This window comes from Candidatus Brocadia sapporoensis, from assembly GCF_001753675.2.
In the GTDB taxonomy this organism is placed as follows: domain Bacteria; phylum Planctomycetota; class Brocadiia; order Brocadiales; family Brocadiaceae; genus Brocadia; species Brocadia sapporoensis.
In genome coordinates, this window is record NZ_MJUW02000120.1 from 15099 (window position 1) to 40051 (window position 24953).

15 protein-coding genes are annotated in these 24953 nt (G+C 46.6%); all 15 read left to right on the plus strand.

Translation table 11 applies throughout. The annotated features are described in order from the left end of the window. Positions 1-2: 2 nt before the first annotated feature. The 15 genes from BIY37_RS12355 to BIY37_RS12425 all read left to right on the plus strand — a co-directional run bounded on the left by BIY37_RS12355 (position 3) and on the right by BIY37_RS12425 (position 24521). The gene (locus BIY37_RS12355; protein ID WP_070068152.1) at positions 3-185 is read left to right on the plus strand and encodes a DUF5908 family protein; all 183 of its coding nucleotides are present in this window, start codon (positions 3-5) and stop codon (positions 183-185) included. Continuing rightward, positions 185-892 (plus strand): CIS tube protein, encoded by a 708-nt coding sequence (locus BIY37_RS12360; RefSeq protein WP_070068153.1) that lies wholly within the window; start codon positions 185-187, stop codon positions 890-892. Before BIY37_RS12355 ends, BIY37_RS12360 begins: the two co-directional genes overlap by 1 nt. Further along, positions 889-2655, plus strand: a complete 1767-nt coding sequence (vgrG, locus tag BIY37_RS12365) for a type VI secretion system tip protein VgrG (RefSeq protein WP_070068154.1) — start codon at positions 889-891, stop codon at positions 2653-2655. The genes BIY37_RS12360 and vgrG overlap by 4 nt, the downstream gene beginning before the upstream one ends. A gap of 243 nt (positions 2656-2898) precedes the next feature. Continuing rightward, complete coding sequence (locus BIY37_RS12370) at positions 2899-3168, plus strand: PAAR domain-containing protein (RefSeq protein ID WP_070068155.1); 270 nt, start codon at positions 2899-2901, stop codon at positions 3166-3168. Positions 3169-3171: 3 nt separating this feature from the next. After that, a complete protein-coding gene (locus BIY37_RS12375) occupies positions 3172-3615 on the plus strand; it encodes a GPW/gp25 family protein (RefSeq protein WP_070068156.1) in 444 nt (147 codons plus the stop codon). Between the two features lies 1 nt (position 3616). After that, on the plus strand, positions 3617-7324 hold the full coding sequence (locus BIY37_RS12380; RefSeq protein WP_070068157.1) for a baseplate J/gp47 family protein: 3708 nt from the start codon (positions 3617-3619) through the stop codon (positions 7322-7324). Beyond that, positions 7321-10683, plus strand: coding sequence for a hypothetical protein (locus tag BIY37_RS12385; RefSeq protein ID WP_070068158.1), 3363 nt, complete (start codon positions 7321-7323; stop codon positions 10681-10683). Before BIY37_RS12380 ends, BIY37_RS12385 begins: the two co-directional genes overlap by 4 nt. A gap of 11 nt (positions 10684-10694) precedes the next feature. Next, positions 10695-14549 carry a PKD domain-containing protein gene (locus tag BIY37_RS12390; protein WP_070068159.1) on the plus strand — a complete coding sequence of 1285 codons (3855 nt, stop codon included), beginning with the start codon at positions 10695-10697 and terminating at the stop codon, positions 14547-14549. Between the two features lie 2 nt (positions 14550-14551). After that, positions 14552-16033 carry a contractile injection system tape measure protein gene (locus BIY37_RS12395; protein ID WP_070068170.1) on the plus strand — a complete coding sequence of 494 codons (1482 nt, stop codon included), beginning with the start codon at positions 14552-14554 and terminating at the stop codon, positions 16031-16033. A gap of 325 nt (positions 16034-16358) precedes the next feature. After that, positions 16359-19925 (plus strand): eCIS core domain-containing protein, encoded by a 3567-nt coding sequence (locus BIY37_RS12400; protein ID WP_080325074.1) that lies wholly within the window; start codon positions 16359-16361, stop codon positions 19923-19925. Between the two features lie 25 nt (positions 19926-19950). Further along, entirely contained in the window at positions 19951-20487 is a 537-nt protein-coding gene (locus BIY37_RS12405) for a hypothetical protein (RefSeq protein ID WP_070068160.1), read from the plus strand. A gap of 26 nt (positions 20488-20513) precedes the next feature. Continuing rightward, on the plus strand, positions 20514-21839 hold the full coding sequence (locus tag BIY37_RS12410; RefSeq protein ID WP_070068161.1) for an ATP-binding protein: 1326 nt from the start codon (positions 20514-20516) through the stop codon (positions 21837-21839). Positions 21840-22474: 635 nt separating this feature from the next. Beyond that, positions 22475-22789, plus strand: coding sequence for a hypothetical protein (locus tag BIY37_RS12415; RefSeq protein ID WP_070068162.1), 315 nt, complete (start codon positions 22475-22477; stop codon positions 22787-22789). Positions 22790-23164: 375 nt separating this feature from the next. Beyond that, positions 23165-23866: a DUF1326 domain-containing protein gene (locus tag BIY37_RS12420; protein ID WP_070068163.1), complete on the plus strand. Its 702-nt coding sequence runs from the start codon at positions 23165-23167 to the stop codon at positions 23864-23866. Between the two features lie 214 nt (positions 23867-24080). After that, positions 24081-24521, plus strand: a complete 441-nt coding sequence (locus tag BIY37_RS12425) for a nitrous oxide reductase accessory protein NosL (RefSeq protein WP_070068164.1) — start codon at positions 24081-24083, stop codon at positions 24519-24521. Positions 24522-24953: the final 432 nt, after the last annotated feature.

Here is a 24953-nt window from a genome sequence, read left to right on the forward strand (position 1 = left end):
GAATGCCTATCGAAATTAAAGAACTCCATATACGCGTTTCAGTCAATACACCGCAAATCGGCCAACCGGGGGGAGTCCGAAGGGTCGCTTCCGGCAGCAATCCTGCTGCTGATGCGAAAGAGGCAATAGTGGCGGAATGCGTAGAACAGGTATTGCAAATTATCCAAAATAAGGCGGAGCGCTGATGGCTTACGGTAAATTGGAGAAGATGCTGATCCTCGCCTTCGATAGCTCCGAAGCCGCTGAAAGCGGCGGAAAAATGGAGGCGAAAGACAGTTTTGAGGCATTGATCAACCCGGAAACTTATACGCTTGACTATAAACTCAAGTTTTCTGAGTCAGGGCAGGGGCAGGGAACGAGCGGTAAGCAATTAAAATACGAGTATACTGAACCGGAGGAAATCACCTTCGAGTTTCTCTTTGATAACACAGGGATTATTGACGGTAAACCACATGATTCAATCGCTGACGACATAAAAAAGTTCAAACAGGTATTAATTGAATACAAGGGCGATGCCCACGAGCCGCGTCATTTCAAGCTGGTGTGGGGTGAAAATTCAATTTTCAAGGGCAGGGTTACTGACGTCGGTATCACTTATAAGATGTTCAAAACCGATGGGACTCCCATTCGGGCAACAGCTAAAGTCAAGTTTAAAAGTAGCATTGAAGAACAAAAACGGGCGGCAAAGGAAAACAAGCAGTCGTCTGATTTGACGCATTCTCGTAAGGTGAAGCTCGGCGATACCCTGCCGCTTATGTGTTACCGGATATATGGAGACTCAAAATATTATCTTAAAGTTGCGGAAGCAAACGGCCTGGGCAATTTCCGGTCGCTAACGCCTGGACAAGATATTGCTTTTCCGCCAATTGAAAAGACGGGTAAGCAACGGTGAGCAACGAATCAACCATTCCAACACCTGCAACACCCGATGTATGCACGATTGGCATTCTTGTAGATGGGGTCGAAATCCCCGGCAGATTTCATGTGTTGTCGGTTTCTGTGACCAGAGAATTGAATCGTATTCCGGCTGCGGTAATCCAATTTCTGGATGGGGAGGCATCCAAATCTACCTTTGAGGCGAGCAACAGCGATCTTTTTATCCCCGGGAAAAAAATAGAGATACAGCTCGGTTATCGTTCGCAGAATAATTCGGTATTCAAAGGAATTGTTATTAAGAACGGCATCAGGATTCGTAAGAATGGAAGTTTTCTCACGGTAGAGTGCCGGGATGAATCCGTAAAAATGACCAGCGGCGCAAAGAGCCGCTATTTTACCGATAAAAAAGACAGTGAGATTATGGAAGAAATTATCGGCTCATACTCATTACAAAAGGAGGTAAAGCCTACTATACCTGACTTAAAAAACGTTACCCAATATAATTCCACAGACTGGGATTTCCTCCTGTGCCGGGCCGAAGCGAATGGTCAGGTCGTTATAGTAACCGATGGGAAAGTTGTTGTTACTCAACCAGACATTGGAGATGCGCCGGTGGTTAGCGTCAAATTTGGAAATACGTTATTGGAATTGGATGCCGAAATAGATGCGCGGCGTCAAAGCAAAGGCGTTCTGGCGTCCAGTTGGAATCCTGCAGAACAAAAAGTTACGGAGGCAAAGGCAAAAGAGCCTCCTGCAATGGACATCGGGAATCTTTCGCCGGAGAGTCTGGCTGACGTTATTGGCGGAGAAAAACTTGATATCAGGCACGGGGGTACGCTTGGAGAGCCGGAGTTGCAGACCTGGGCAGATGGCCGGTTGATGAAGGAGCGTTTTGCAAAGGTGCGCGGCAGGGCAAAGTTTCAGGGTTTTGCTGAGGTATTACCGGGTAAAATCATTGAAGTAACCGGCATTGGCGAACGGTTTGAGGGGAAAATGTATGTCTCCGGCGTTCGTCACACGGTGACGGGCGGCAACTGGGAAACGGATGTTCAGTTTGGATTGAGCACAGAATTATTCGTCGAAACGTATAACCTGCGCCCTTTGCCTGCCGCTGGCTTAATTCCCGCGGTGGGAGGTCTGCAAATTGGGATTGTTACAGCGCTGGAAAACGATCCGGATGGTGAGGAAAGGATTAAAGTGCGGCTTCCTTTAGTCAGTGTTGCCGAAGAGGGTGTCTGGGCTCGTATTGCCACACTGGATGCCGGGAAAGGACGGGGCACTTTTTTCCGTCCCGAAATTGGCGACGAGGTGGTAGTGGGATTCCTCAATGATGACCCGCGTCATCCTGTAGTGCTGGGGATGTGCCACAGCAGCGCCAAACCGACCCCTGAACCGGCAAAAGATGATAATCACAGGAAGGGCTATGTCAGCCGCGAAAAAATGGAATTTATCTTTGATGACGAAAAAAAAGTTGTAGTGCTTGGAACACCGGGAGGAAACAAAATCACCTTGTCGGAGGAGGACAAGGCTGTCATTGTTGAAGATCAAAATGGAAATAAGATAACGTTAAACGACAGCGGGATAAAAATCGAGAGCAGCAAAGATATTCTGATGAAAGCCGCCAAAGACATTAAGATTGAGGGCATGAATATCGACGTAAAAGCCCAAACTGCCTTCAAGGCTGCCGGAACAGCCAGCGCCGAGGTTTCCGGTGCAAGTACGACATTAAAGGGAAGTGCCACAACCGTGATACAGGGCGGGGTTGTTCAAATCAATTGATTCGACAATAGGGTTTTCTGAAAATAGATTTGACGTTTTTTAGCGAGAAATATGAATTAATTAGGCCTTCGGCGACGTACCTCCCTGTTTCTCCCACGTTTACGGGGAGATTATGGGGGGCATTGAAATTCCTATACGGTAAAATTAACCCTGTCAGGGTTTAAAACCCTGACAGGGCAGACTCACATATTTCGTGATTCTGATTTGCCTTTTCCGACTTGTTATGGTTAGGAGTAAGTATATATGATGCCTGCAGCGCGTGTAACCGACATAATTGTCAGTACAGCAACCATGGGGGCTCCAACTCCGATTATTCCGCCGGGTGCGCCAACGGTTTTGATCGGAGGGCTTTCGGCGGCGCGTATGGGCGATACGTGCGGCGTAGACGCCATTGTGAAAGGTTCAGCCACCGTGATGATCGGAGGAATGCCAGCCGCCAGAGTTGCGGATATAACTGCATCAGGCGGCGCCATAATACCACCTGGAGCGCTAACGGTATTGATTGGAGGATAGTGCATGAACAAAGAATTTCTGGGACGTGGATGGTCTTTCCCCCCCTCATTCCACCGAACCTTCAAGGGCGTGGAAATGCTGGAACAGGAGGCTGATATTGTATCCAGCCTCGAAGTGCTCCTCAGCACTGCTCAAGGAGAGCGGGTGATGCAGCCACAATACGGCTGTAATCTGGAAGAACTGGTCTTTGAGAGTCTGGACACGCGCATGAAGACCCTGATGGCGGATAAAGTGGAGTCTGCCATTCTTTACCACGAACCGCGTATAGAATTGGAAAAAGTGAGCCTGGATGAAAGCCGTGAGCTAGAGGGAGTTGTCCTGATAGAAGTTATCTACCGGGTGAAATCGACCAATTCACGATTTAATTTTGTTTATCCCTACTACAAATTAGAGGGAACGGACATTAATCTTACAACAACGATTAACCTTCTGCCTGATAAAGATTGATATGAGCAATGCCACGAACTGTTTACAAAATACGGACTCATTGAAGCTTATCCTCGAAGGCACAAGTCAGGAACAACGCTTTCCTCCGGCGCTCGATCCTGCATACGCCCCTGTGGACGAACGCACCGTTGCTCATCGCATGGTCTTCGCTCAGGCATATGCCGCCTACCTGAAATACTACAATTCTAACAACGTCTGGGAAGGCGATTGGCAGGCATTTTTTAACAATGATGTGTCGGTGTTACTTGCCGTTGCAGCAGTGCAGGATGTGGATAATTATAGATCCAATATAAAAGGATATTTTGATTTTTTAAAAAACCGTGACAAGCAATCAAAAGAACAAGAATTAAAAGACACTTTAGGCTGTCTCTTCAGTTGCGCCGGCACCCTTGCCAAACAGTTGGATGTGCTGAAAGAGGGGTTGCCAGTCGAAATTCCCCTCAAAGTTGCCCTGCAGAATCTGATACAAAATCAATTATCACAGGCGTTCAATAAAATGATGCTATACTACCGGGATGGATTAAACCCAGCACCATCACCTCCTCCGAATGCACCTTATTTTGAAGATAAAGAACCCACCTTCAGCATTATGGGGGCAAAGATAACATTCGAGGACGTAATCAAAAAACAGGGACTTTCAAAGGATTGGATTCCAAAAGAAGACAGCGCAACAGAATGGGCCGATTATCTCAATCATATAAACGATCTGTCTAAATATCCTTCGACTCCAATTTACGGTAGCGGTAACACTATTTTTGATCGTGTTAACCATATTGCCACGCACAATCTCTTTACTTCTATATTTGACCAGTTTCTGAAAGTCTATGCCCGTATTGTTAAGGAAGCAGGACTGGCATTGGAAAAAACCTTTACCGAATGGGATCGCCATGAGCCGCATTATGCGCTGTTTCTTGCCTTCCTGCGGTTGTTTGAATTCGCCCGTACGGAAATGAATACGCTTACAGGAAGGCACCTGGATTTTTATTACCGGGAAATTCTTCGTCTCAAGGAAAAAGCCGCTGAACCGGGACATGCGCATCTGCTGGTCGAACTGGCAAAACAGATTAGCGTCTATGAATTCAAAAAAGGTGTACTGTTCAAGGCAGGGAAAGATGATCTCGGTAAAGACGCTTATTTTGCAAATGATTACGATTTTGTCGCAAACCAGGCAAAGGTAATGGAATTGAAAACGATTTACCGGCATGGCGAAGAAAAGGTGGGAAAAGCACAGTCCGGTATACATCAGGGCAGATTGTATGCCTCCCCGGTCGCCAATTCCGATGATGGAATCGGGGCGGAACTGACTTCCGTAGACAAGTCCTGGCATCCCTTTCACAACAAGATCTATCAGGACGGGGCTCTGTTGGAAATCAAAATGCCGCATGCGGAAATCGGTTTTGCTATTGCCTCGCATTATTTGTTGATGGCAGGGGGGACCCGAACAATTACGGCCAAGTTTACGACAACATCTCTGCCTAACAATTTGAATTTATCCACGGAGGATATAGATTGTTTCTTAACCACAGAAAAAGAGTGGTTTGCAGGCAAGGTCTCGGAATTTAATAAAGAAAGTGGCAGTAGCCTAAAATTAAAAATCGAGTTGTCCGGCGCGGATCCAGCCATAACGCCTTATTTAGCTAAGGTGCACGGCTATAACTTCGCCACCAATCTGCCGGTATTATTGGTAAAACTAAAGCATAGGGATGATTCTCCATATCTCTACCCTCAACTTCAAGATGTCGTTGTAAATCAGATCGATCTTACAGTGGATGTCAAACGGCTGAAAAATCTTGCTGTTTCCAATGACTTCGGTCCGGTGGATATCTCTAAACCATTTCAGCCATTTGGTGCATCACCGGTGGAAAATAGCGCTTTAATCATCGGCTCGAAAGAGGTCTTTCAAAAAACGCTGGCTGCCACGGTTAAGGTGGAGTGGCAAAGTGACCCTGCTCCGTTTAATAATAAAACGGTTAATGTTAAAACCGATTATCTTCTGGCTGGAGTGTGGCAACCGCCCAGCATTCCAGAGCCAACAACAACAATAACGAGTAGTTCGTTCCCCTTATTGGGCGGAGGCTATAGTCCGTACATCGATGCCCCCGATTTATCGGAATCAGTGCATTACAATTCTTCCTCCAGACATGGCTTTGTTAGGCTGAAATTAGACAATGATTTTGGTCAGAATGAGTATGAACAGGCATTGAGTGCTTATATAAAAAAAGTTGTTGATAAAACTCTCACAGATAACGATATTAAACCACTACCGCCAATCGGCCCCTTCGTGACAGAACTAACACTGGATTACACAGCAACACAATCAATAACCCTCAACAATGCAAACAAATCTAATTTTGATGAACGTCAGGCACGATTCTTTCATGTCGCTTCCTTCGGATACGCCGAACAACACCCGTTTCTTAATTTAGCAAACAAAGTTTTCCTTCTCCCGCAGTTCTGCTTTTGGCGTGATGGCGCTGTCAGCAGTAGTGAAGCAGAATTATATATCGGCCTTACCGATCTCAAGCCGCCACAGAACCTTGCTCTGCTCTTCCAGGTGGCAGACGGCACAGCCGATCCTCTATCGAAAAAGCCCGATCCGCATATCCATTGGAGTTACCTGCGTGGCAATGAATGGATACCCTTTGCCAAAGATGAAATGGAAGATAAGACCGGCGGACTCCTCAATTCTGGCATCATTACCTTTGCCCTGCCCCGGGATGCATCGGATACCAATACCCTGTTGACAGCCGGGATGCACTGGCTACGGGCGGCAGTGGCATCCGGAAGTGACGCCGTATGCCGGTTGCGACTGGTAGCGGCTCAGGCTCTGAAGGCCACTTTTACGGACAAAGGCAATGATCCAACCTTTCCGGCTAAAGCGCTGGAATCAGGGACCATCAGTAAACTGGACCAGCCCGACGCCGCAGTCAAAAAAATCACGCAGCCCTTTGCTACCTTCGGCGGAAGAGGAAAGGAAGACTCTAAGGCATTTTATACCCGAGTCAGCGAACGACTGCGTCACAAGGACCGCGGCATTACCCTGTGGGACTATGAGCGGTTGATATTGGATGCGTTCCCGCAAATCTATAAGGTTAAATGCCTGAATCACCTGCAGTATGAGCCAGACGAAAGCGGAAAAGGTGTTTACAGGGAACTTGCCCCCGGTCACGTCACGATCATCACCATTCCAGGCCAGCAGGTCCGCAACCTCCGTGACCCATTCAGGCCTTACACGAGCCTGGGACTTCTTGAGGAAATAGGCGCTTTCCTGAGTAAGCGTTTATCATGTTTTGTCACGCTCCATGTCAGAAATCCGGAGTTTGAAGAGGTCCTTGTTAAATGTAGAGTCCACTTGAACACCGGTCTTGATGAGACTTTTTATGTAGAAAAACTGCAGGAAGCCATTACCCGTTTCCTCTCTCCCTGGGCCTTCCCAGGCGGTGGCAGCCCTTCCTTTGGTGGGAAAGTCTATAAATCGGTGCTGATCAACTTTGTGGAAGACCTGCCGTATGTGGATTATGTGACAGATTTTCAGCTATTCCACTCTTTCAATGACTTCCATGGCAATCCGCAGACAATAGAAAAGGATGAGGTTGAGGGATCGAGGGCCGTTTCCATCCTGGTTTCTGCCAGAAAACATGTTATTGACGCAATTAACCCCGTCGTGGCGGAAACGCCCGGGGAGAAATGTCCGTGTGAGGCAACATGAGCGAACTATCTAAAACCATACCAAAACATTATGAATTGAAACCTGCGCAGGATTTCTACCGCCTCCGCAGGGAGGGAATTGCCTTTATTGAGCAGATGGGCAGTTCTCTGTGGACGGATTATAATATCCATGATCCGGGGATTACCATCCTGGAGGCGCTCTGTTATGCCCTTACGGATATTGCTTATCGTGCGGGCTGGGATATCAATGACCTACTGACGCCGGAACCGAATAAACCTTTCTCAAAACAGGCTTTTTTTACGGCAAGGGAAATTTTAACCGTAAATCCCTGGACGCCGGATGATTTTCGGCGGCTGCTCATTGATCTGGAATCCGTGCGGAATGCCTGGGTTTTCTGCAAGAAATGCGCGTGCGACGTCTCTTATTATGCATGGTGCGAGAAAGACCAGTTGAAACTGTCGTACCAGAAGCCGGAACCACAACTGTCCTTACAGACTAAAAAAGTTGAACCTCAGGGTTTATATGATGTGCTTCTTGAATTGGAAGCCGACCCGGAACTGGGCGACCTGAATGATCAGAAGGTCGAATATGCCACAGTTGTTCCTGATAAAAATGACAAGAACCATCCTGTCACTATAGAATTGCGTTTCCCCAAGCAAAGCATTGAAAATAGCGAGGAATGGGAATCGTTTCAAAACGATTCAGCAGACTTCACCGTAACCAAAATGCGGCTTGGCGCAACAAAAACCTATGATGTGTTTACCGACCCAAGCCTGAAAACGGATAATGAGAGAGATGAATATCTACGCAGGCATTGGAGAGGTATATTTTACCTTGACCTCGAAATTCAATCTTTCACCAGGCTCTTCACCATAGAAAATGTAACCATGCGTCTGTTCAGCGATACGGTTGCGCGACAAGCTCTGACCGCTGCATACATGAAAGTTCTATTCATTGATAACAATGTGGGCAACATTGTTATCCGGCGTTATCGCGATAAGACGAAGAAAGCGAAAAAATCTATCGCAAGTGCAAAGGCTGCATTGCACAATCATCGCAACCTTGATGAGGATTATTGCAAGGTTAGGGTCGTCAATCTTGAAGATGTCGCCGTTTGTGCTGATGTGGAGGTCAAGCCAGATGCGGATATCGAATGGGTGCAGGCACGCATCTGGTTTGAGATCGAACGGTATTTCAATCCGCCGGTGCCGTTTTACACCTTACAGGAATTGATGGATGCCGGAGAACCGGTGGAAGAAATATTCAACGGGCCGGAGCTTAACAGCGGATTTATGAAAGGAAAGGATCTGGACGCTGCCTCATTGAAATCCGTACTGCGGGTTTCTGATATTATCAACCTTTTGATGGATATTGATGGAGTAATTGCTGTTAACCAGTTGCAACTGGTTAAGTACGATGCCGAGGGTAATATCGTCAAAGGCGCCGCTGATCCATCCTGGAGCAGCGATGGAAAACCTGTTTTTGATGCCAGCATAACCAGCGCATCCTGGCTGCTGTATATCAGCGACCAGCATCAGCCAAGGCTTTATGTGAATGGCTCGCATTTCCTCTTTTATAAAAACGGACTCCCTTTCCGGTCGCACATGGATGAGGCCAGAGACACCCTTACCCAACTGCGCGGCGAGGCAGAACGCCCAAAGGTAAAAAGTGCGCCGAATGACTTACCGGTCCCTGCGGGTAAATATCGCAATCCCGATGATTATTTTCCGGTTCAATACAGCTTTCCTTTGACTTATGGCATAGGTCCTGACGGGTTGCCGTCTCATGCTTCCGATGAGCGGAGGGCGCAGGCAAAACAGTTGAAGGCGTATTTGATGGTCTTCGAGCAACTGCTGGGTGATGCACTCACGCAACTGGCTCATACTGCCGAGCTATTTTCCATCGACACCGGAGTTACGCGCACGTATTTCGTAAAAGAATTTAAAGAAGCGCTGATAAAGGGCTTTGATGAGATTAAGAAAGGGCTTGATAAAAACGCTGTGGAAGGCATTGCCGAAACGTCACAGGAGTTTCAGGAACGACGAAACCGGTTCCTGGACCACATCATGGCCCGATTCGGTGAACAGTTTGGTGAATATGCATTGCTGCTCACCAATCTGGAAGGCCAACAGGTGGCGCTCAAGGATTTGGTCGAAGACAAGATTGCATTCCTCAATGCCTATCCGTTCATTAGCCGTGATCGGGCGAAGGCCTTTGATTATACAAAACCACCTGCATCTGACGATGTTCCGGCCTTGAAGAAACGTATCGGCCTGTTGCTTGGTCTTCCCGATTTGAGATTCATTGTGGTAGAGCATCTGTTGCTGCGTCCCAAATTCCCTGGCGATGCGCTCTATCCTGTCTGTGCGGATGGCACCTGCAAAACGTGTGGCGACGAGGACCCCTACTCTTTCCGGCTGACCTTTGTAATGCCTGGCTGGATAAAGCCGTTCAATATAAATATGGAGATGCGGGATTTTGCAGACAGGACCATCAGGCAGGAAACGCCCGCGCACCTCCTGGGCAAGATATGCTGGGTCGATAACAATGGTTTTGACGAAGACCTCTGTGATCCGGTCATCGGAGAACTAGCGGAGCTATTGGAAGGGGAGGGGCAGACAGGCGAGGGGGAAAGTCCCTCCGAAACCGATGCATGTGAGTGCGCTATAGACATCTATACGGAATTCAGGAAGGTCTTCAGAGAATGGTACAAAGACAAAACCCTGGACTACATTCACCCCGATCCCTTGAAAAAGGACTTGGAAATGGAATTTAGTATGAAGATGAAGCCCAATGACATTTCTTGCACCACTCTTTCAGATCCCTTGTGGACTGAAATTCAGACAAAAATGGTTGAGCATTTCCAATGGGTAGCATTCAATGAATGGCAGTTCAATAGGTTTGAAGATGCCTGGGACAAGTGGTTAGAGGCCAATGCAAAAATCGACTGGATGGAAGAACGCTTGCATGAGCGCGTAGCGGCAATTCTTGCAAAGAAGCTGGTGTCTATTTCTGATACCCAAGAATCCACAGAAGAGGCATTGTGCAAATGCGCCGCTGCCATTTTAACGCAGTGCGGCATGGAATTTCATACTTGGTTTGAGAACAATTTTACTGCGGGAAGAACTCCCGATGAATTTACCCCTGCATTTGAACTCCCTGATTTGGCGTTATGCAAAGACCTTACTTTTAACGACTGGAATAGCGTCGTTAAAGAAATAAAATTTATGCTGAAAGACAGATACGATAAATATAAAGAAGTCTCTTACCGCCTTCGGGTTGTGGTGGATCTGCTCGGCAGATTGAGCAATATTTATCCTGCAGCTACCCTGCACGATTGTGAAGAGGGCAATGATCAAAACCCGGTACGCCTGGGAAAAACAGCTTTAGGAAATTGACGGAGGTATTTATGGAACCTACTGAAAAAAGTGAAAGTTATCCGGTCTTTGAGCCTAATCAGGTTCTTTCCGATGTGCATCTGAATCAGGCATTCAATTACCTGGATGAACAGGAACGGTTGACGCGCGCCAACCTCATCGGCATCGGCATTATCTGCGGCCTGGAGATTCGCCCGGAGGTGAAATCTCAAACCGAAGCGATTATTCGTCTGTCAAAAGGGTGCGGCGTTACATCGGAAGGCTATCTTATTGAGGAATCTGAGGATGTGTCATTGGTTTCATACCGGGAGTACAAATTGCCAGGCGATCCGGATTACCCCTCATTCAAGGACAGTTCATCCCCTTCGACCCAGTACTCTCTGTGGGAGTTGTTCCCGGCAGGCGAGCTTGATACAACACAACTGACGACAAGTTTCCTGAATGATAAAGCGGTACTGTTGTTTCTAGAGCTGAAAAGGGAAGGACTGCGCAATTGCAGCCCCAATAATTGCGATGACAAAGGGTCTGTGATGACGGCGACGGTGCGTCGTTTATTGATAAACGTAAGCGATCTTAAAAAAATCATCGAAAAGACTAAAGGTTTAGAGAGTGGCCTGACTTCTGACGAACTTGAAAAAACCCTGTTGACCAGACTGGATCTGCCGGATCTGAGTCTGCCGCGCTATGATGTTCCCAATAAGAGGCCAAGTACTACTGAACAAGTAATGGCAGCTTTTCTTTCGGTTTTTAGTTCCGGAATAGTGAATAACACCGGAGGTGCTCTCAGTTCGGCATATGCAGCCTTCGGGCTCCTGCTGAAAGAAGAATATCCGACCGATCCTTTTGCCGGATTCAGCAAAAAATTCGGTTTTCTGAATAGTGTGCCGGAGAATATGGTCCAGGTACTCTTTCTTCAGTATTACTATGATTTTTTTGACGACCTGATTAAGGCCTATAATGAGTTTCGCTGGAAAGGCGCGGAACTATTATGCTCCTGCTGTCCGCCAGACAAATTATTCCCACGGCATCTGGTGCTGGGCGTTTTAGATGAAAATTCTAGCGGGTACCGGCAAAGATTCCTGGCATCACCTGCAATCGGCAGATGCGAGGAGACTGTGAATGAACTGAAACAATTGTTCCAGCGCATGGTAAAGATGATTGATTTTTTTACTGACACACCTCCTTTGCCGAAGAAAATTTTGTATGAGGTATACGAAGCTTCTGAAGATAAGCAGGTTCGCATAACGCCGAGTAAACTGGGGGCTATGCCGCTGTCGGATAAAGCTATCCCTTATTATTATGATAAGGCCATGCATCTTTTTTGGGATCCTGAAAAGACGCGCCAGGGCCGCGCTAAACAAATCTTAGGTTATCGTTCTTATGAATATAATCCGTCTGCCCCAGACGCCTTGCGCTATGACCTGGAACCGTATAATTTCCTGCGTATCGAAGGGCATTTGGGGAAAGACTATCAGAAAGTCCTGAAGAGGCTGATTTACCTGAAAGACCTTTGCCGCCTGCCCATTGAAATCATTGCATTGCGCACAGGCGCCTTTGACGAGAACATAGCGGTAGATTTAAACCAAGAGAAGTGCTGGTTTCAGGATTTAGAATCAATATATGACGTCCAACGCGAAGAACTCTTGTCCACCTTGTGCGAAGGCACGATGTATCTCTATGATATTCCGATTGAAGGTTCCAAGCTGCCTAACGGAATTCCCAAGCTTCCTTTGCTGAAAAAATATGCGCCCAATTTTTTTTACAATACGGGCACGGTTGGCGCCTGGTATGAAAAATATTTGACACTTATTCAGTCAATTCCTTATATCGATGTTGATCAAAATAAGATAGACGATAATGCATTATGGGGGGTTTATTGTGCGCTATTCAACGGCACTGTTGCTCCAGATGCAAAATACTATGCGCATATAGTGTCTATCTATTATTTTACAAAGCTTGCTGAAATCCTACCCGATAGTTTAGATGCTTTGGGCTATGCCGACTTCGAGAACAAGTATCAGGATTTAATCGGTCTGATCCGTTATTTCAGAAGCAATGCAGTAAAAAATATATCTCCGGAATTTCAGAAGTTTATACCCGAGGAGGATTTGATAGACCATTTCGATCAGGTGCTTTTTTCATGCAAACTTGAACCGGTAAAGGCAATTCATGAAGAGTATAAAAGACGCATCAAAGAAATCAAGCAAAAGCAGTTCCTTAGCTTTTTCCTCAAAAAACATCCCGGTATCCAGCACAAGGCAGGGGTCCCATTGGGCGGGACATTCATAATTGTCTACCATGATGTCCATGACCAGGCTGGAATTAAGGGGAATTCTAATGTCAAGAATGTTAGTGACGCTGAGTTTCTCAAGCCCTTAAAAGAAGGAATAATGAGCAAAGAATCTGTCGAGGCTTTAATCCGCCTCAACTCAAAAGCTGAAGTAAGTGGTATCCCGGACTTTCAACAGATCTTTAGTGAATTGATTGAAAAAGCTTCTCCTCTGCCAAAAACAGAAGAAATCTGGCTGAACCCAGCAGTGGGCAAAATATTCACTGAAACGGTAGACAAGCTCGCTGACGGAGCTGTTATCGCTGATTTTTTCCTGCCCTACCTTTGCTGTGCAGATTGTTCGCCGGTGCAGTTCACACTACCAAAGATACCACCGACCTTTACCATGCAAATCGGCTGCACAAACCCCGAAAACATGGCAGAAGTTATGATCGCGCCAAAGGGCGGAGAGTCGCCATACGACTATAAACTTGATGAGCTTCCCTTCCAGGCGTTTACGGACAAAATTGTTATGTCCAGCGGCCTGCATACCCTCGTAATCCGTGACAATGCAGGAGTGGAGTCTGATCCTCAATCCCTGACAGTACCGGAGCCACTGACCATTGGAGCAGAAGCCTATGCCGAAAATGTGCAGAAACAGACCTACACCGTTAGTTTCACTATTGGCGGAGGCACATTCCCCTACAAACTCGAAACGGGTAATGGTACTATTAATGGTAACGGATTTAACAGCACGGCAGTCAAGAGCGGCGAGAAGATAAGCGTGACGATTACCGATGGCGCAGGGTGTCAAACAACTAAAGAATTTACCCATACGGTTAAAGAGCCATGCACACTGCCTTGTAACGGCATTGCCCTGCGTCGCGGCTATCGCTTTTCCCTTCCTGTTCCGGATCAGAATTTAAATATTATAGATATTCGTTTCATATTTGATGGTACAAATGGACAAAAAGTTAACTTGACAAAGGAAGTTGCCACAATTATCAAGAAGGCTAACGGGGGGGAGGAGTTTACGAAACTGATGAATGAACTGGTAGGTAAAAAAACTGGCAGTCCTGACTGGCTGACATTTAATTATAATAAAAAAGAATCTCAGTCTGGATTGGATTCCTGGGAGATAGAGTATTTCCAATGTCTCGATTTTGAGTTACTACTTGCGTGGGGCTATGAAAATACAACTCATCTTGCTCCAAATGTAAGAGTTGCAATCAATTCCAGAGGAAGCACGTTAAAAGTGTCCCAAGGCGAGAATATTCTGTCTGATGTATTTATTCCAGCTTTTAATATTGCACAAATCGACAAGTGTGATCCTAATCATCCAAGCAAAAATCTCTGCGAAAATGTGGACTTAAAACTGAGTATCAACAAAGAGATTATTGAGAATGTTGTTATCTTGAGCGCAGAGCAATCTGGTGCTGACCAGCCGATTGCCTACCTTTGGGAGGTGCAGGACGGAATTCCGTCCCTGTCGAATGAACAAAAGGCCAAGTTTATATTTAAGTCCCTGGAACCAGGTATTAAGAATGTGAGGCTGACCGCATACACAAAGGATGGATGCAGAGTAAGTGCAATAACAACAATTACTCTTAACGTATGACGATGCATACATCATTACACCACAGAATAAAGAAACAATATCTCCACGTCGAGCTCAATGGCACGGAGTCTGACGGACTGGCCTTGCAGCGCAGCTTACCAGACCTGGTTCAGCATAGGCTGATGCCAGCCATCGAGCAGGTCCTGGAATGTTTTACACCACAAAAGGGACATCTTCTCATAGAAAGGCTGGAAATCGACGCCGGGATCCTGACACTTGAACAATTGGAGCACAAACTGACAGAGTCTGTGGCGCAGGAACTGGAAAAATTGTTGCGCGGATATACTCCGCCGGAAGGATTGCCTGCAATGGCAATCTCTGGCAACATACGGCAGAAAACGGGGCAACAGTCCATCAACGAAGCAATGATCTATTTTCTAAAAAACGGCAGCCTGCCCTGGTCGTTCCGCTTGCCAGACGGAGCCACCATGGAGCAGGTTATACTCGATTCATGGCAGGAGGCGGAGAAATCAGGCTTTGATCCTTTCGCTGGACGCGATGAGATACTGCGGACGCTTGCTGGCGTCACAGTCCAGAAGCGCCTGGTCCGGCAATTTTCCCCGGCTTTGTTAGAAATCCTGATTGCCCTGCTTTCGTCTGAAGGCAAGACGGTAATGGATGGGGTTTTACAGACACTGCGCAGTTCGGCTATGGCATCTGATGATAGAAAATATTTCGAACGCGTCCTGTGGGAAACGGCGTTTGCCAAACTTGCGGAAGGGCGCGCCCTGACATCGATGGAACTTGTCGGAGAAGCCTGGTGTGCCATGCCTGTCACAGCAACAGGACATGCTGAACTGGCAAGAGTCCTGGAGCTTCACTGGCCGGAAGTAACCAACAGGACACCGCCACGATTTTCTGGATTGGATAACGCCTCAATTACTAATGGATATTCCGGAGCCGGCGAAGAACTATATCTTGAACCAATGGCAGAAAATCTCCCTGGGGCTGATAATAAACCCATCATGAGAAGCACACATCCCGATATAGAAGAAGGCCTTTATATTGAGAATGCCGGTCTGGTTTTATTGCATCCTTTCCTGCCACGGCTTTTCACGGGGCTGGGCATCGCCGGGGAAGACAAACTCTTCCAGCCAGAGCGCGCTTTGTGCCTGCTTCATCTTCTGGCTACCGGTCAGATCATTGCACCGGAGCATGAGTTGATTTTGCCAAAAATTCTCTGCAACGTGCCTTTGGAGACGCCGGTAGAGTCAGATGTGGCATTGACACTTGCGGAGCAGGAAGAGGCCGCCGCCCTGCTTGCAGCCGTTATCCGCCACTGGGATGCGCTGCGCAACACTTCAGCCGACGGCTTACGCGGGACATTTCTGCTGCGTCCGGGGAAAGTGTCTTTGAGGGGTAGCGATTGGCTATTGATAGTTGAATCGAGGGGATTCGACGTCCTTTTGGACCAATTGCCATGGGGTATTTCCATGATCAAGCTGCCATGGATGGAGAGGATGCTATGGGTGGAATGGAAGTAGTGATTTGGGGTAACTACTCAGCGAAACTGAAGGAGACTATTTTTTCAAAATGGTAAAGGGTTTACAGGGAAAACGGGCAGACGGAAAAATCCCGAAGGGATGACATGATTATAGGAAAAAACACACCACAATATTCAACCCCGTAGGGATGAAATTTTGCGGAAACAATGATACCATATCACCCCTACGGGGGTTAACAAAAACGGTATAACGATATTCTATAATAATGACATCCCTTCGGGATTATATAATCACTATTTTGTTCACTCATAGTGGTTGTAGCCAAAAGTAAGCTGAATAGTTGCAATTTGGTACTGAATAAACTATGAAGACCAGTGCGGAAAAATCATCTACAACGACCTCGGCGACGGCAACGCATGTTGCGAACCGTCCTTTTTTCGCAAAGACAGGAGAAGTCGGTTTTTTCATGCCGCAGAGGTCAACCGTCACCCCAGTTGTCCAGATGAAAATGACGGTCAATAAGCCGGGAGATAAGCTCGAGCAGGAAGCTGATAAGATGGCCGGCAAGGTGATGCGGATGCCATCCCCTGCATCAATTGAGAAAAAACTTCCGGAACAAACCAACGAAAAGTTACAAAAAAAAGAAAAGGAAAAGGAAGAAAAAATACAAAGGGCGCCTATTTCCGAGGAAAAGGTCTCAAAAAAAGAAGAAGAAAAGATTCAAAAGGCTGCTGCCAGCGAAGAAAAATTGCAGCGGGATGGCGGCGGCGCTCCTTCGTTAACGAGTGATACCCAGACTGCTATTCAGGGCAAAACCACCGGTGGCCAGCCTCTTTCAAGCGATGTGCGAGGCTACATGGAGCCCCGCTTTAATGCCGACTTCAGCAATGTGCGTATCCATAGCGATGCCGAATCCGCCGGTTTGAGCAACCAACTGAGCGCCCGGGCGTTTACCTACCAGAATCACGTTTTTTTCTCGCGCGACCAGTACCAGCCAGGCACAAGCGAGGGGAAACAACTACTTGCCCATGAGTTGACTCACACCATACAGCAGGGTCATTCCATTCAGCGGAGTCCGCAGGTGAGCACAACTACAGCAGCGCCTCCCATACAGCGCTTTCTCGGCATAGATATCCCATCCTGGCAGGATGTCATCGATTGGCTTGCCGAAAAGGCCTATAACATTCCGGGATATCGCATGTTCACCATTGTAATCGGCGTCAATCCGATTAACGGCGAAGCTGCGGACCGAAGCGCGGCGAACATTCTACGCGCCATCGTGGAGTTTTTGCCCGGTGGAAAGATCATTACCGATGCCTTAGAGAAGTACAACGTCTTTGAAAAAGCGGGGAGCTGGGTCGAAGGAAAACTGAAACGCTTTTCCAATCTGCTTGGAACTATCAAGTCTGCCATTGGAAAATTCATTGACGACCTTGATTTTCTGGACATTATCCTCCACCCTGTCCGCACCTGGGAAAGAGCCGTCAGCATATTTACCAAGCCGGTCAATGAGATTATCGATTTCATAGGCAGCATCTTCCAGGAGATACTCCAGTTCATCCGCGATGCGGTGTTAATGCCGCTGGCGGCTTTGGCGAAAAACACGCGAGGATTTGACCTGCTCTGTGCCTTGCTCGGCAAAAATCCGATCACTAAAGAACCCGTACCAAGAACCCCCGATACCCTGATCGGTGGTTTTATGAAACTCATCGGGCAAGAGGAGATTTGGGAAAACATCAAGAAGGGAAATGCCGTCCAAAAAGCGTGGCAGTGGTTCCAAAATGCCATGCAGGGGTTGTTTGCCCTTGTGGCCCGATTCCCAGAGGATTTTATCGCCATGCTGAAATCGCTGGAGGTGATGGACTTTATTATACTTCCCAACCTCTTCGCCAAGGTTATCAAGGTATTCGGCAATTTCATACTGGACTTCTATAAATGGGCCCTCAATACCGTTCTGGATTTGCTGGAGATCATCTTTACCGTGGTGGCACCAAAGGCGGTGCCGTACGTGGCCAAAGCCAAGTCGACCTTCATTACCATCATAAAGAATCCCGTCGGTTTTGTCGGCAATCTGGTCCGCGCCGGTAAAATGGGTTTTGAGATGTTTAAAGAGCGTATCGGCGAACATCTGAAAGCCGCCCTGATCAACTGGCTGGTCGGTCCATTGGCCGAGGCTGGAGTGTATATTCCCAAGTCATTCACTTTGATAGAAATTGTCAAACTGGTGCTTTCGGTTCTGGGTCTGACATGGCAGAATATCCGCAACAAACTGGTGAAAATCATCCCCGAACCAGTCCTTGTCGTTTTAGAAAAAACCGCAGGTATCCTGGTTACCTTGGTAAAGGATGGTCCGGCAGCGGCCTGGGAGCAGATTAAAGCGGAACTGACCGATCTCAAGGATCAGCTTATCGCACAGATTACCCAGATGGTCACAACCGAGATCGTGAAGGCAGCCGTAACAAAATTAGTAACCATGCTGAACCCTGCCGGGGCGGTGATCCAGGCCATTATCGCCATTTACAACACCATCTCCTTCTTCATCCAGAAAATCAACCAGATCGCCGCCGTCGTTGCCTCCTTCATCGACTCAATCTCCGCCATAGCGGCAGGTCAGATCGCCAATGCCGCCAAGAAGGTTGAACAGACTATGGCCAATACCCTTACAGTCATAATTGCATTTTTGGCTAAGTTTGCAGGGCTCGGAGGTATACCGGACAAGATTGTAGGAATAGTCAAAAAGATACGCCAGCCGATTGACAAGGGGCTGGATAAGATTGTCGATTGGCTGGGGAAGATGCTCAGCAAAGCCAAAGCAGCTGTTTCGGAATGGTGGAAGGCCAAAAAACCATTTACCAATAAAGCCGGCGAAGCCCATACCCTTTCTTTTTCAGGGTCCGCTGACAATGCTACGTTGATGATTGCCACTACAACTATACCTATAACGACCTACCTGGAACAGAAAAAAACTGAAAACAAGGACAATCCCGAAATCCTGGCCAAAATAGCTCTGGCGGAAGGCGTAATCAAACAAAAAGAGATTGTTTTCAAACAGGGAACAAAAACCAAAGAAGAGAAGGAATCTACTCAACTTGTCACAGCCGCTTTGGCCGAAATCAGTCAGACCTTGATGGATTTAGGCGGCGGCGATTTGACAGCGAAAGATTATCCTGAACCAGTAATATCTCCCGGCGGAGTACCGCCCACTGAATCCAAGGTAGAAAAACAGTCAAGCGCCAAATTAAAAAAAGGGACCCCTACGTCAGGCAATCATGGCACACAAGGGTGGAGTTACATTGAGGACCAGAAGCTGTCCTCTTTGAAAGGCGACAAATGGGTGCAGATGCATCTGGTGTCAAATACTTTGGGCGGAAACGCCGTTGCAGGCAACCTTATTCCTGCGCCAAACAGCGTAAACAGCGCATGGCGTTCAGGCATAGAAGGTGCGACCAGTTCGTTGCTGGCCAAAAAAGCTGACAGCGCTAAGTCACCTGCCAGTGTGATCTGGTTGACAACGCGGGTCAGCTATTTTGGAGAGAAGGTTTCCGGGAATCAATTTGCCAACTCGGTCAGCACTACGGCCGGTCTTCATCTTTACAAAGGGAAGAAAGCCGGAGTTGCAGATTTTTCGGAGAAGGGTCCCTCGTCATTTTCAATGAGCGCTCAAGTACCATTGCCTGATTTTACCAGTAGTGATAAAGCAAGCCTCAATACCAGCGGTGGTACTCATTTACGTGAGAAAGGCGGAATTAGTGCTAGCATCGTTAATGATATTAAACGTAATCGTCCTTATTCAGATATTAACGACTTTGAAGGGAAAATGTTAATAAGCCTTAAAAGTAGATTTCCGGATACAAACAGTAAAGAATACAGGGATAATGCAAACGTTATCAAAGCAGTCAGATTTAATAAAAAGGTTGTAGTAGACAAATAGTGGAGTTTCGTGAACAGGAGATTTCATGAAGGCTTTTAGTACTGTACTTGGGATGATTTCAGGATTGGCCTTGCTGGCGGTGTTGCTGGCCGGCGGTTATTTTCTGTTCAAATACGTTGTGAACATCTTTGATACGCTTGGGCCGCAGTACGGGACCATTGCCGCCATTGCTTCGATTGTTGTCGTACTCTGCGCAGTAATCATCGCGGGCGGATTGAGGGCGCGTTGCACAAACGAGGGCTTGTCAGTTAAATCGAACGTTTATGAGCGCCTTGTAGTTTTTCTGTCTGATCTATTAAGAAGAAATACGACGGGCGAGGAAGGGCAGGCTGATGAAGGCGAGCTTATAAAGCTCGAGCAGCTCCTCGTTTTGTACGGGGGCCCAAAGGTCATTACAACCTATTTGAAAATTCGGCGGAAAATACGAGATGAAAAGAAAGAAGGAAGCGAGACCATGGCTCTGCTGAATAAGCTGGTACTGGCGATGCGCGCAGATCTTGGGCGAAGAGAATTGAATCTCAAAGAGAAAGACATTCTCGACTTACTCCTGGGGCGTAGTTAAAGAAACAATTTTAAATCAGGAGATGTATGAAACAAAACCCCACCAACATTCAACTGGTCCTCGATTGGCTGAAAAAAGTTATAGATAATCGGCTGGATGTCCATCTCGGTCAGGCCAAGGAGTTTGAAGCAGGTCCCTTTGAATTTTACAATGAAGATTCCGGGTTGGCAAAATTTATTGCAACACATCAACCCTCTTTTGAGGAGCTCGTGTTATTTATGCTGGCACTGACACCGCATCTTCAGCCTGATTATCTCGGGCAGATCGTCTCGAAACACTTTCCGGAAGGCGGCGATTATCCTGAATTTGGCGGCGTCAAGGGCACGAACCACCGTAGCATCCTTCCCACAGGAGAAACTGCGCAGTTCATCCTCGCGGGTGACGACCTCGAAGGCCGTATCGAAGTGCAGCGCATCTTGAGCAGCGAACACTGGTTTGCCAAAAAGCACATCCTCTGGCTCGAACCCGTCCGCGAAGGCGAACCCGTGATGAGCGGACGTTTGGTCCTTGATCCTGAAATCGTGGAACAGCTTACCACCGGCATGATCAGCAAACCACGTTTCAGCATCGATTTCCCGGCGGAATATATTGAAACCGAAATGGAATGGGGCGATCTGGTGTTACACCCCAACACCTTGCTTCAGATCCGGGAAATTGAAAACTGGATTACTCACAACGACACTCTTTTGCATGAATGGGGCATGAAGAAAAAGATAAAGCCCGGTTACCGCGCCTTGTTCTATGGGCCACCCGGTACGGGCAAGACATTGACCGCCACCTTATTGGGAAAATACACAGGCAAGGATGTCTTTCGCATTGATCTCTCACGGGTAGTGTCAAAGTATATCGGCGAGACAGAGAAAAACCTGTCGAGACTGTTCGATAAAGCAGAAAATAAGGACTGGATATTGTTTTTTGATGAAGCAGATGCCCTTTTCGGCAAAAGAACCGACATACGGGATGCCCACGATAAATATGCCAACCAGGAAGCCGCCTATCTGCTGCAGCGCATCGAAGGTTACGACGGGCTGGTGATTTTAGCCACCAATCAGCGCGGCAATATAGACGATGCCTTTGTCAGGCGGTTTCAGAACATTATTCATTTCCCCATGCCACGTCCTGAAGAGCGCTATGAAATATGGCGCAAGGCCTTCCCACCACAGATCAAAATTGAAGAAGATATCGATTGGCGGCAGGTATCAGCCCGTTTCGAACTTGCCGGTGCAAGTATTATGAATGTAACTCAGTATTGCTCCCTGGAAGCATTGGCTGATAAATCCGGGGTTGTCGGATTAAAGAGGCTGGAATCTGCCATCATGCGTGAATACATCAAGGAAGGGAAAGTAATATAACTTTTGAAGTTAGCCCGATATACGCAACCTGAGCAAGGAAAGGTCGTTTTTAGGCAAGATTTGCTGTGAAAATCCTGATATTCCAATGGTGACCTCTCAAAAAGCCTTGTAGTGCCGGCCTTTTTACTTTACCCCTCGGTTTTGCCAGAGGCATACCCCTCGAATTGCTAAAATCGGGCGAGAAGACATTAAAGGCAAAACAAGTAAACAAAAAGACAGGAATGGAAAAATGCTGAAGGTGTTGCGACAGGATGGAAGGAGGATTTTAAAAGGAAAACGGTTTAAATATGGCTATTTGCAAGACTTTTCAAACCTTACCCGATGCTTCAAGTTGACGAAAGACCCGAATGAATGATATAATTATAGTTAGAAAAAGACGCGAGACCGTGGCAGAAATTGCTGATAGGACTGGTATAAACAAACAGTATGTTAGACAAAATTTTCCTCTGATAAAATACTGAATAGCATGATTTGTATTTAAAATTTAACTATCGGGGGGCATGGTTTTACTGATCTATAATTTAATAAAGTCTTTACATCTTAGTTTTGAAAGGAGGTGGGTATTATGGAGAGAAGCATTTGTTGAATTTTGAAATGTTTTACAGGATTGTATTTTAGTCCGGAAAGGAGCATACATGTCTAGAAAATTTGTTATAACCCTTGGTATTTTAATTGCCGTTGCTTTTGCCGCGGGAACGTCCGGCATATCTTATCGGACACTCTTTGCACATGGGCACGGGCATCATAGTTGTGAGGATTGCGGGCACTATGTATGTCCGGGTGATTGCAAGAAATGCGAAGAGTGTATAGCACGACGAAAGGCTGCAAAGGAAACCGCTAAGAAGTGTGAAAAATGCGGACATGAAGAGTGCACAGGCAATTGCAATAGGTGTGTTGATTGTCTACAGGAGAGGGTGAAGAAATTGGAAAAAGAGACAGAAAAGAAATAATGGCTTCGCTTACCCAAGAGGCTATGAAGTTTGCAAAGGGTATTGAAAGAAGAAATTAAAATTATTGCACAAGAATTTTCATTTCATTTAAGCGGGTTACAGGGTGGCACTGGCAAACGTTGTTTGTCAGTGTGATATATTCCAAATCCGTGTGTATATTCTAACATCATGGACAAACAAATTTGTCCATGCCATCCTACATGCAAGCGAAGACATAACGTGACATTTTTCGCAGAATTATTTTGTGGTAACAAAGCGCACCGTACCACTGCGATTTTTTCGGTTCTTTCAGGGTAATTATGCAGCAATCTTTACCTTCTTAAATTTGTTAAGATGTTTTACGGGATTTTGTTCTAATCTGGAAAGGAGATATTCATGTCTAAGAAATTTATTATAACCCTTGGTGTTTTACTTGCCACAGTCTTTGCCGGTGGAACATCCGGCATGTCCTTTTGTACGGTTTTTGCCCATGAGCATAAACATGAGCACGACCATGCACATCACAACACCCATGCAGGTGAGAAATACAGTGTAAAAGGAATCTTTGTAGAGGGATGCAGTTGTAATTTGCCATGTGCCTGCGAATTGATTGGATGGGAGGGGGGTTGTCAAACTATGGCTGCCCTGTCTCTGAGTGATGGCAACTATGACGGTACAGACCTTACAGGTGCAAAGATTGCCTATGCAATGAAGCCCGGAGATTGGGTTAATATATATGTCGATGCAAAAGACGACAAGCAAAAACAAGCGGCTATCGGCTTTGCCAAAGGTGTTTGCGGTCATTATGGTAAAATCGGGAAGGCCGATAACGCAAAAATTGAGTTCTCCGGCAAAGACGGTAATTTCATCGTAAAAGTCGATGACGGCAAGATTCTGCAACTGACAACGGAACCGGTTCTTGGCGGGGATAATAAGACTCCGATAATACATACAAACACCAAATGTAAATTGAGTCCCGTTTTAATGCAGGGCAGGGTAATTTCAGGTAATTACAGCGACGGTGAGCGGAAATTTGAACTGAAGGGAGGCAATTCTTATTTTAACACCCATATGCTGTGCGAAGGTGTTTCTAAATAATAGGTATCCTCAAACCTCCAGGATTACCCTTTATTATAGGGAATCCTGGAGAATAGTTTTATAATCAATAATACAAGGTTTCAAAAAACATTTCGGATGGTAACGCATGTGTTTGGTTTAAATTAATGGCTTGCCATTTTGAAGACTGATAAACAAGTTAGGCGTCGCATGGCTACGGTGTTTTATAAGTTTCTGTAAGGACAAGGAGGTTAGAATGAAATACGCAAGGTTGGTTTTGTTTTTTTTTGTGTTCGCTGCTGCCCTGACAATGGGAAAATTTGCCGTCGCAGATGATGTGAAATGCCCGCTCTGTGGCGCGAGTCTGGAGGGAAATGAAAATACGGACTATCAGATTACCTTCACTGACGGCAAAACGGTGTCCTATGGTTGCCCTCACTGCGGATTATGGGAACATGCAGCAAAGAAGGATACCGTTGTATCGGCCAGAGCCAGGGATTTTATTAGCGGCGAATGGATGGATGTCTCAAAGATGTATATGCTCGTTCATAGTAGTGCTGTTCCTGCATGCTCAGATAGCTGGATCGCCTTTGGCAAAAAGGATGAAGCTGAAAAATTCCAAAAAGGTTTTGGCGGGAAGATCTATACATTTGCTAACGCCCTTAAAGAGAGAGGGAAGCAACCATTAGGGCACTAATATATCAGCTTGGTTAGTCGAACAGCGCTTGATGGGCTTGACGGACTTCTTTGTGATAACGTGATAAGCTCGTTGTGTACGGTGCTGCATCCATAGCCTGTCGAACGAAGAAGGCGCAGTCTTTTGCACCGAGCCATTTATCCGTGCTCATGTTGAAGACTTACGACAAAGTTAACCTTATATGTTTCTCTTCACGGTAGATGTGTTCTCTTGATCCACGCGGCATCTTATGGGCAAAAGGTATTGAATGGAAAAAACTTTTTTTGCCAGGATTATCGCCGTTATGCATACCCTTTTTATATAATACATTTGTGTGGGCATAGGCCGGGGGGGAGAGGGCTTTGACACAGCCAGAACTGTAAATGAAAAAGAAGCAGGTACTCTTGGCTAACGGATGAAATTCAGGAATGAAAAGTGAAAAGGTAAGGGAAA

Bases quoted from the DNA above. Each gene is read 5' to 3' on its own strand.
- BIY37_RS12355 (WP_070068152.1), top strand. From the start codon at position 3: ATGCCTATCGAAATTAAAGAACTCCATATACGCGTTTCAGTCAATACA.
- BIY37_RS12360 (WP_070068153.1), top strand. From the start codon at position 185: ATGGCTTACGGTAAATTGGAGAAGATGCTGATCCTCGCCTTCGATAGC.
- BIY37_RS12370 (WP_070068155.1), top strand. From the start codon at position 2,899: ATGATGCCTGCAGCGCGTGTAACCGACATAATTGTCAGTACAGCAACC.
- BIY37_RS12375 (WP_070068156.1), top strand. From the start codon at position 3,172: ATGAACAAAGAATTTCTGGGACGTGGATGGTCTTTCCCCCCCTCATTC.
- BIY37_RS12380 (WP_070068157.1), top strand. From the start codon at position 3,617: ATGAGCAATGCCACGAACTGTTTACAAAATACGGACTCATTGAAGCTT.
- BIY37_RS12385 (WP_070068158.1), top strand. From the start codon at position 7,321: ATGAGCGAACTATCTAAAACCATACCAAAACATTATGAATTGAAACCT.
- BIY37_RS12390 (WP_070068159.1), top strand. From the start codon at position 10,695: ATGGAACCTACTGAAAAAAGTGAAAGTTATCCGGTCTTTGAGCCTAAT.
- BIY37_RS12395 (WP_070068170.1), top strand. From the start codon at position 14,552: ATGCATACATCATTACACCACAGAATAAAGAAACAATATCTCCACGTC.
- BIY37_RS12400 (WP_080325074.1), top strand. From the start codon at position 16,359: ATGAAGACCAGTGCGGAAAAATCATCTACAACGACCTCGGCGACGGCA.
- BIY37_RS12405 (WP_070068160.1), top strand. From the start codon at position 19,951: ATGAAGGCTTTTAGTACTGTACTTGGGATGATTTCAGGATTGGCCTTG.
- BIY37_RS12410 (WP_070068161.1), top strand. From the start codon at position 20,514: ATGAAACAAAACCCCACCAACATTCAACTGGTCCTCGATTGGCTGAAA.
- BIY37_RS12415 (WP_070068162.1), top strand. From the start codon at position 22,475: ATGTCTAGAAAATTTGTTATAACCCTTGGTATTTTAATTGCCGTTGCT.
- BIY37_RS12420 (WP_070068163.1), top strand. From the start codon at position 23,165: ATGTCTAAGAAATTTATTATAACCCTTGGTGTTTTACTTGCCACAGTC.
- BIY37_RS12425 (WP_070068164.1), top strand. From the start codon at position 24,081: ATGAAATACGCAAGGTTGGTTTTGTTTTTTTTTGTGTTCGCTGCTGCC.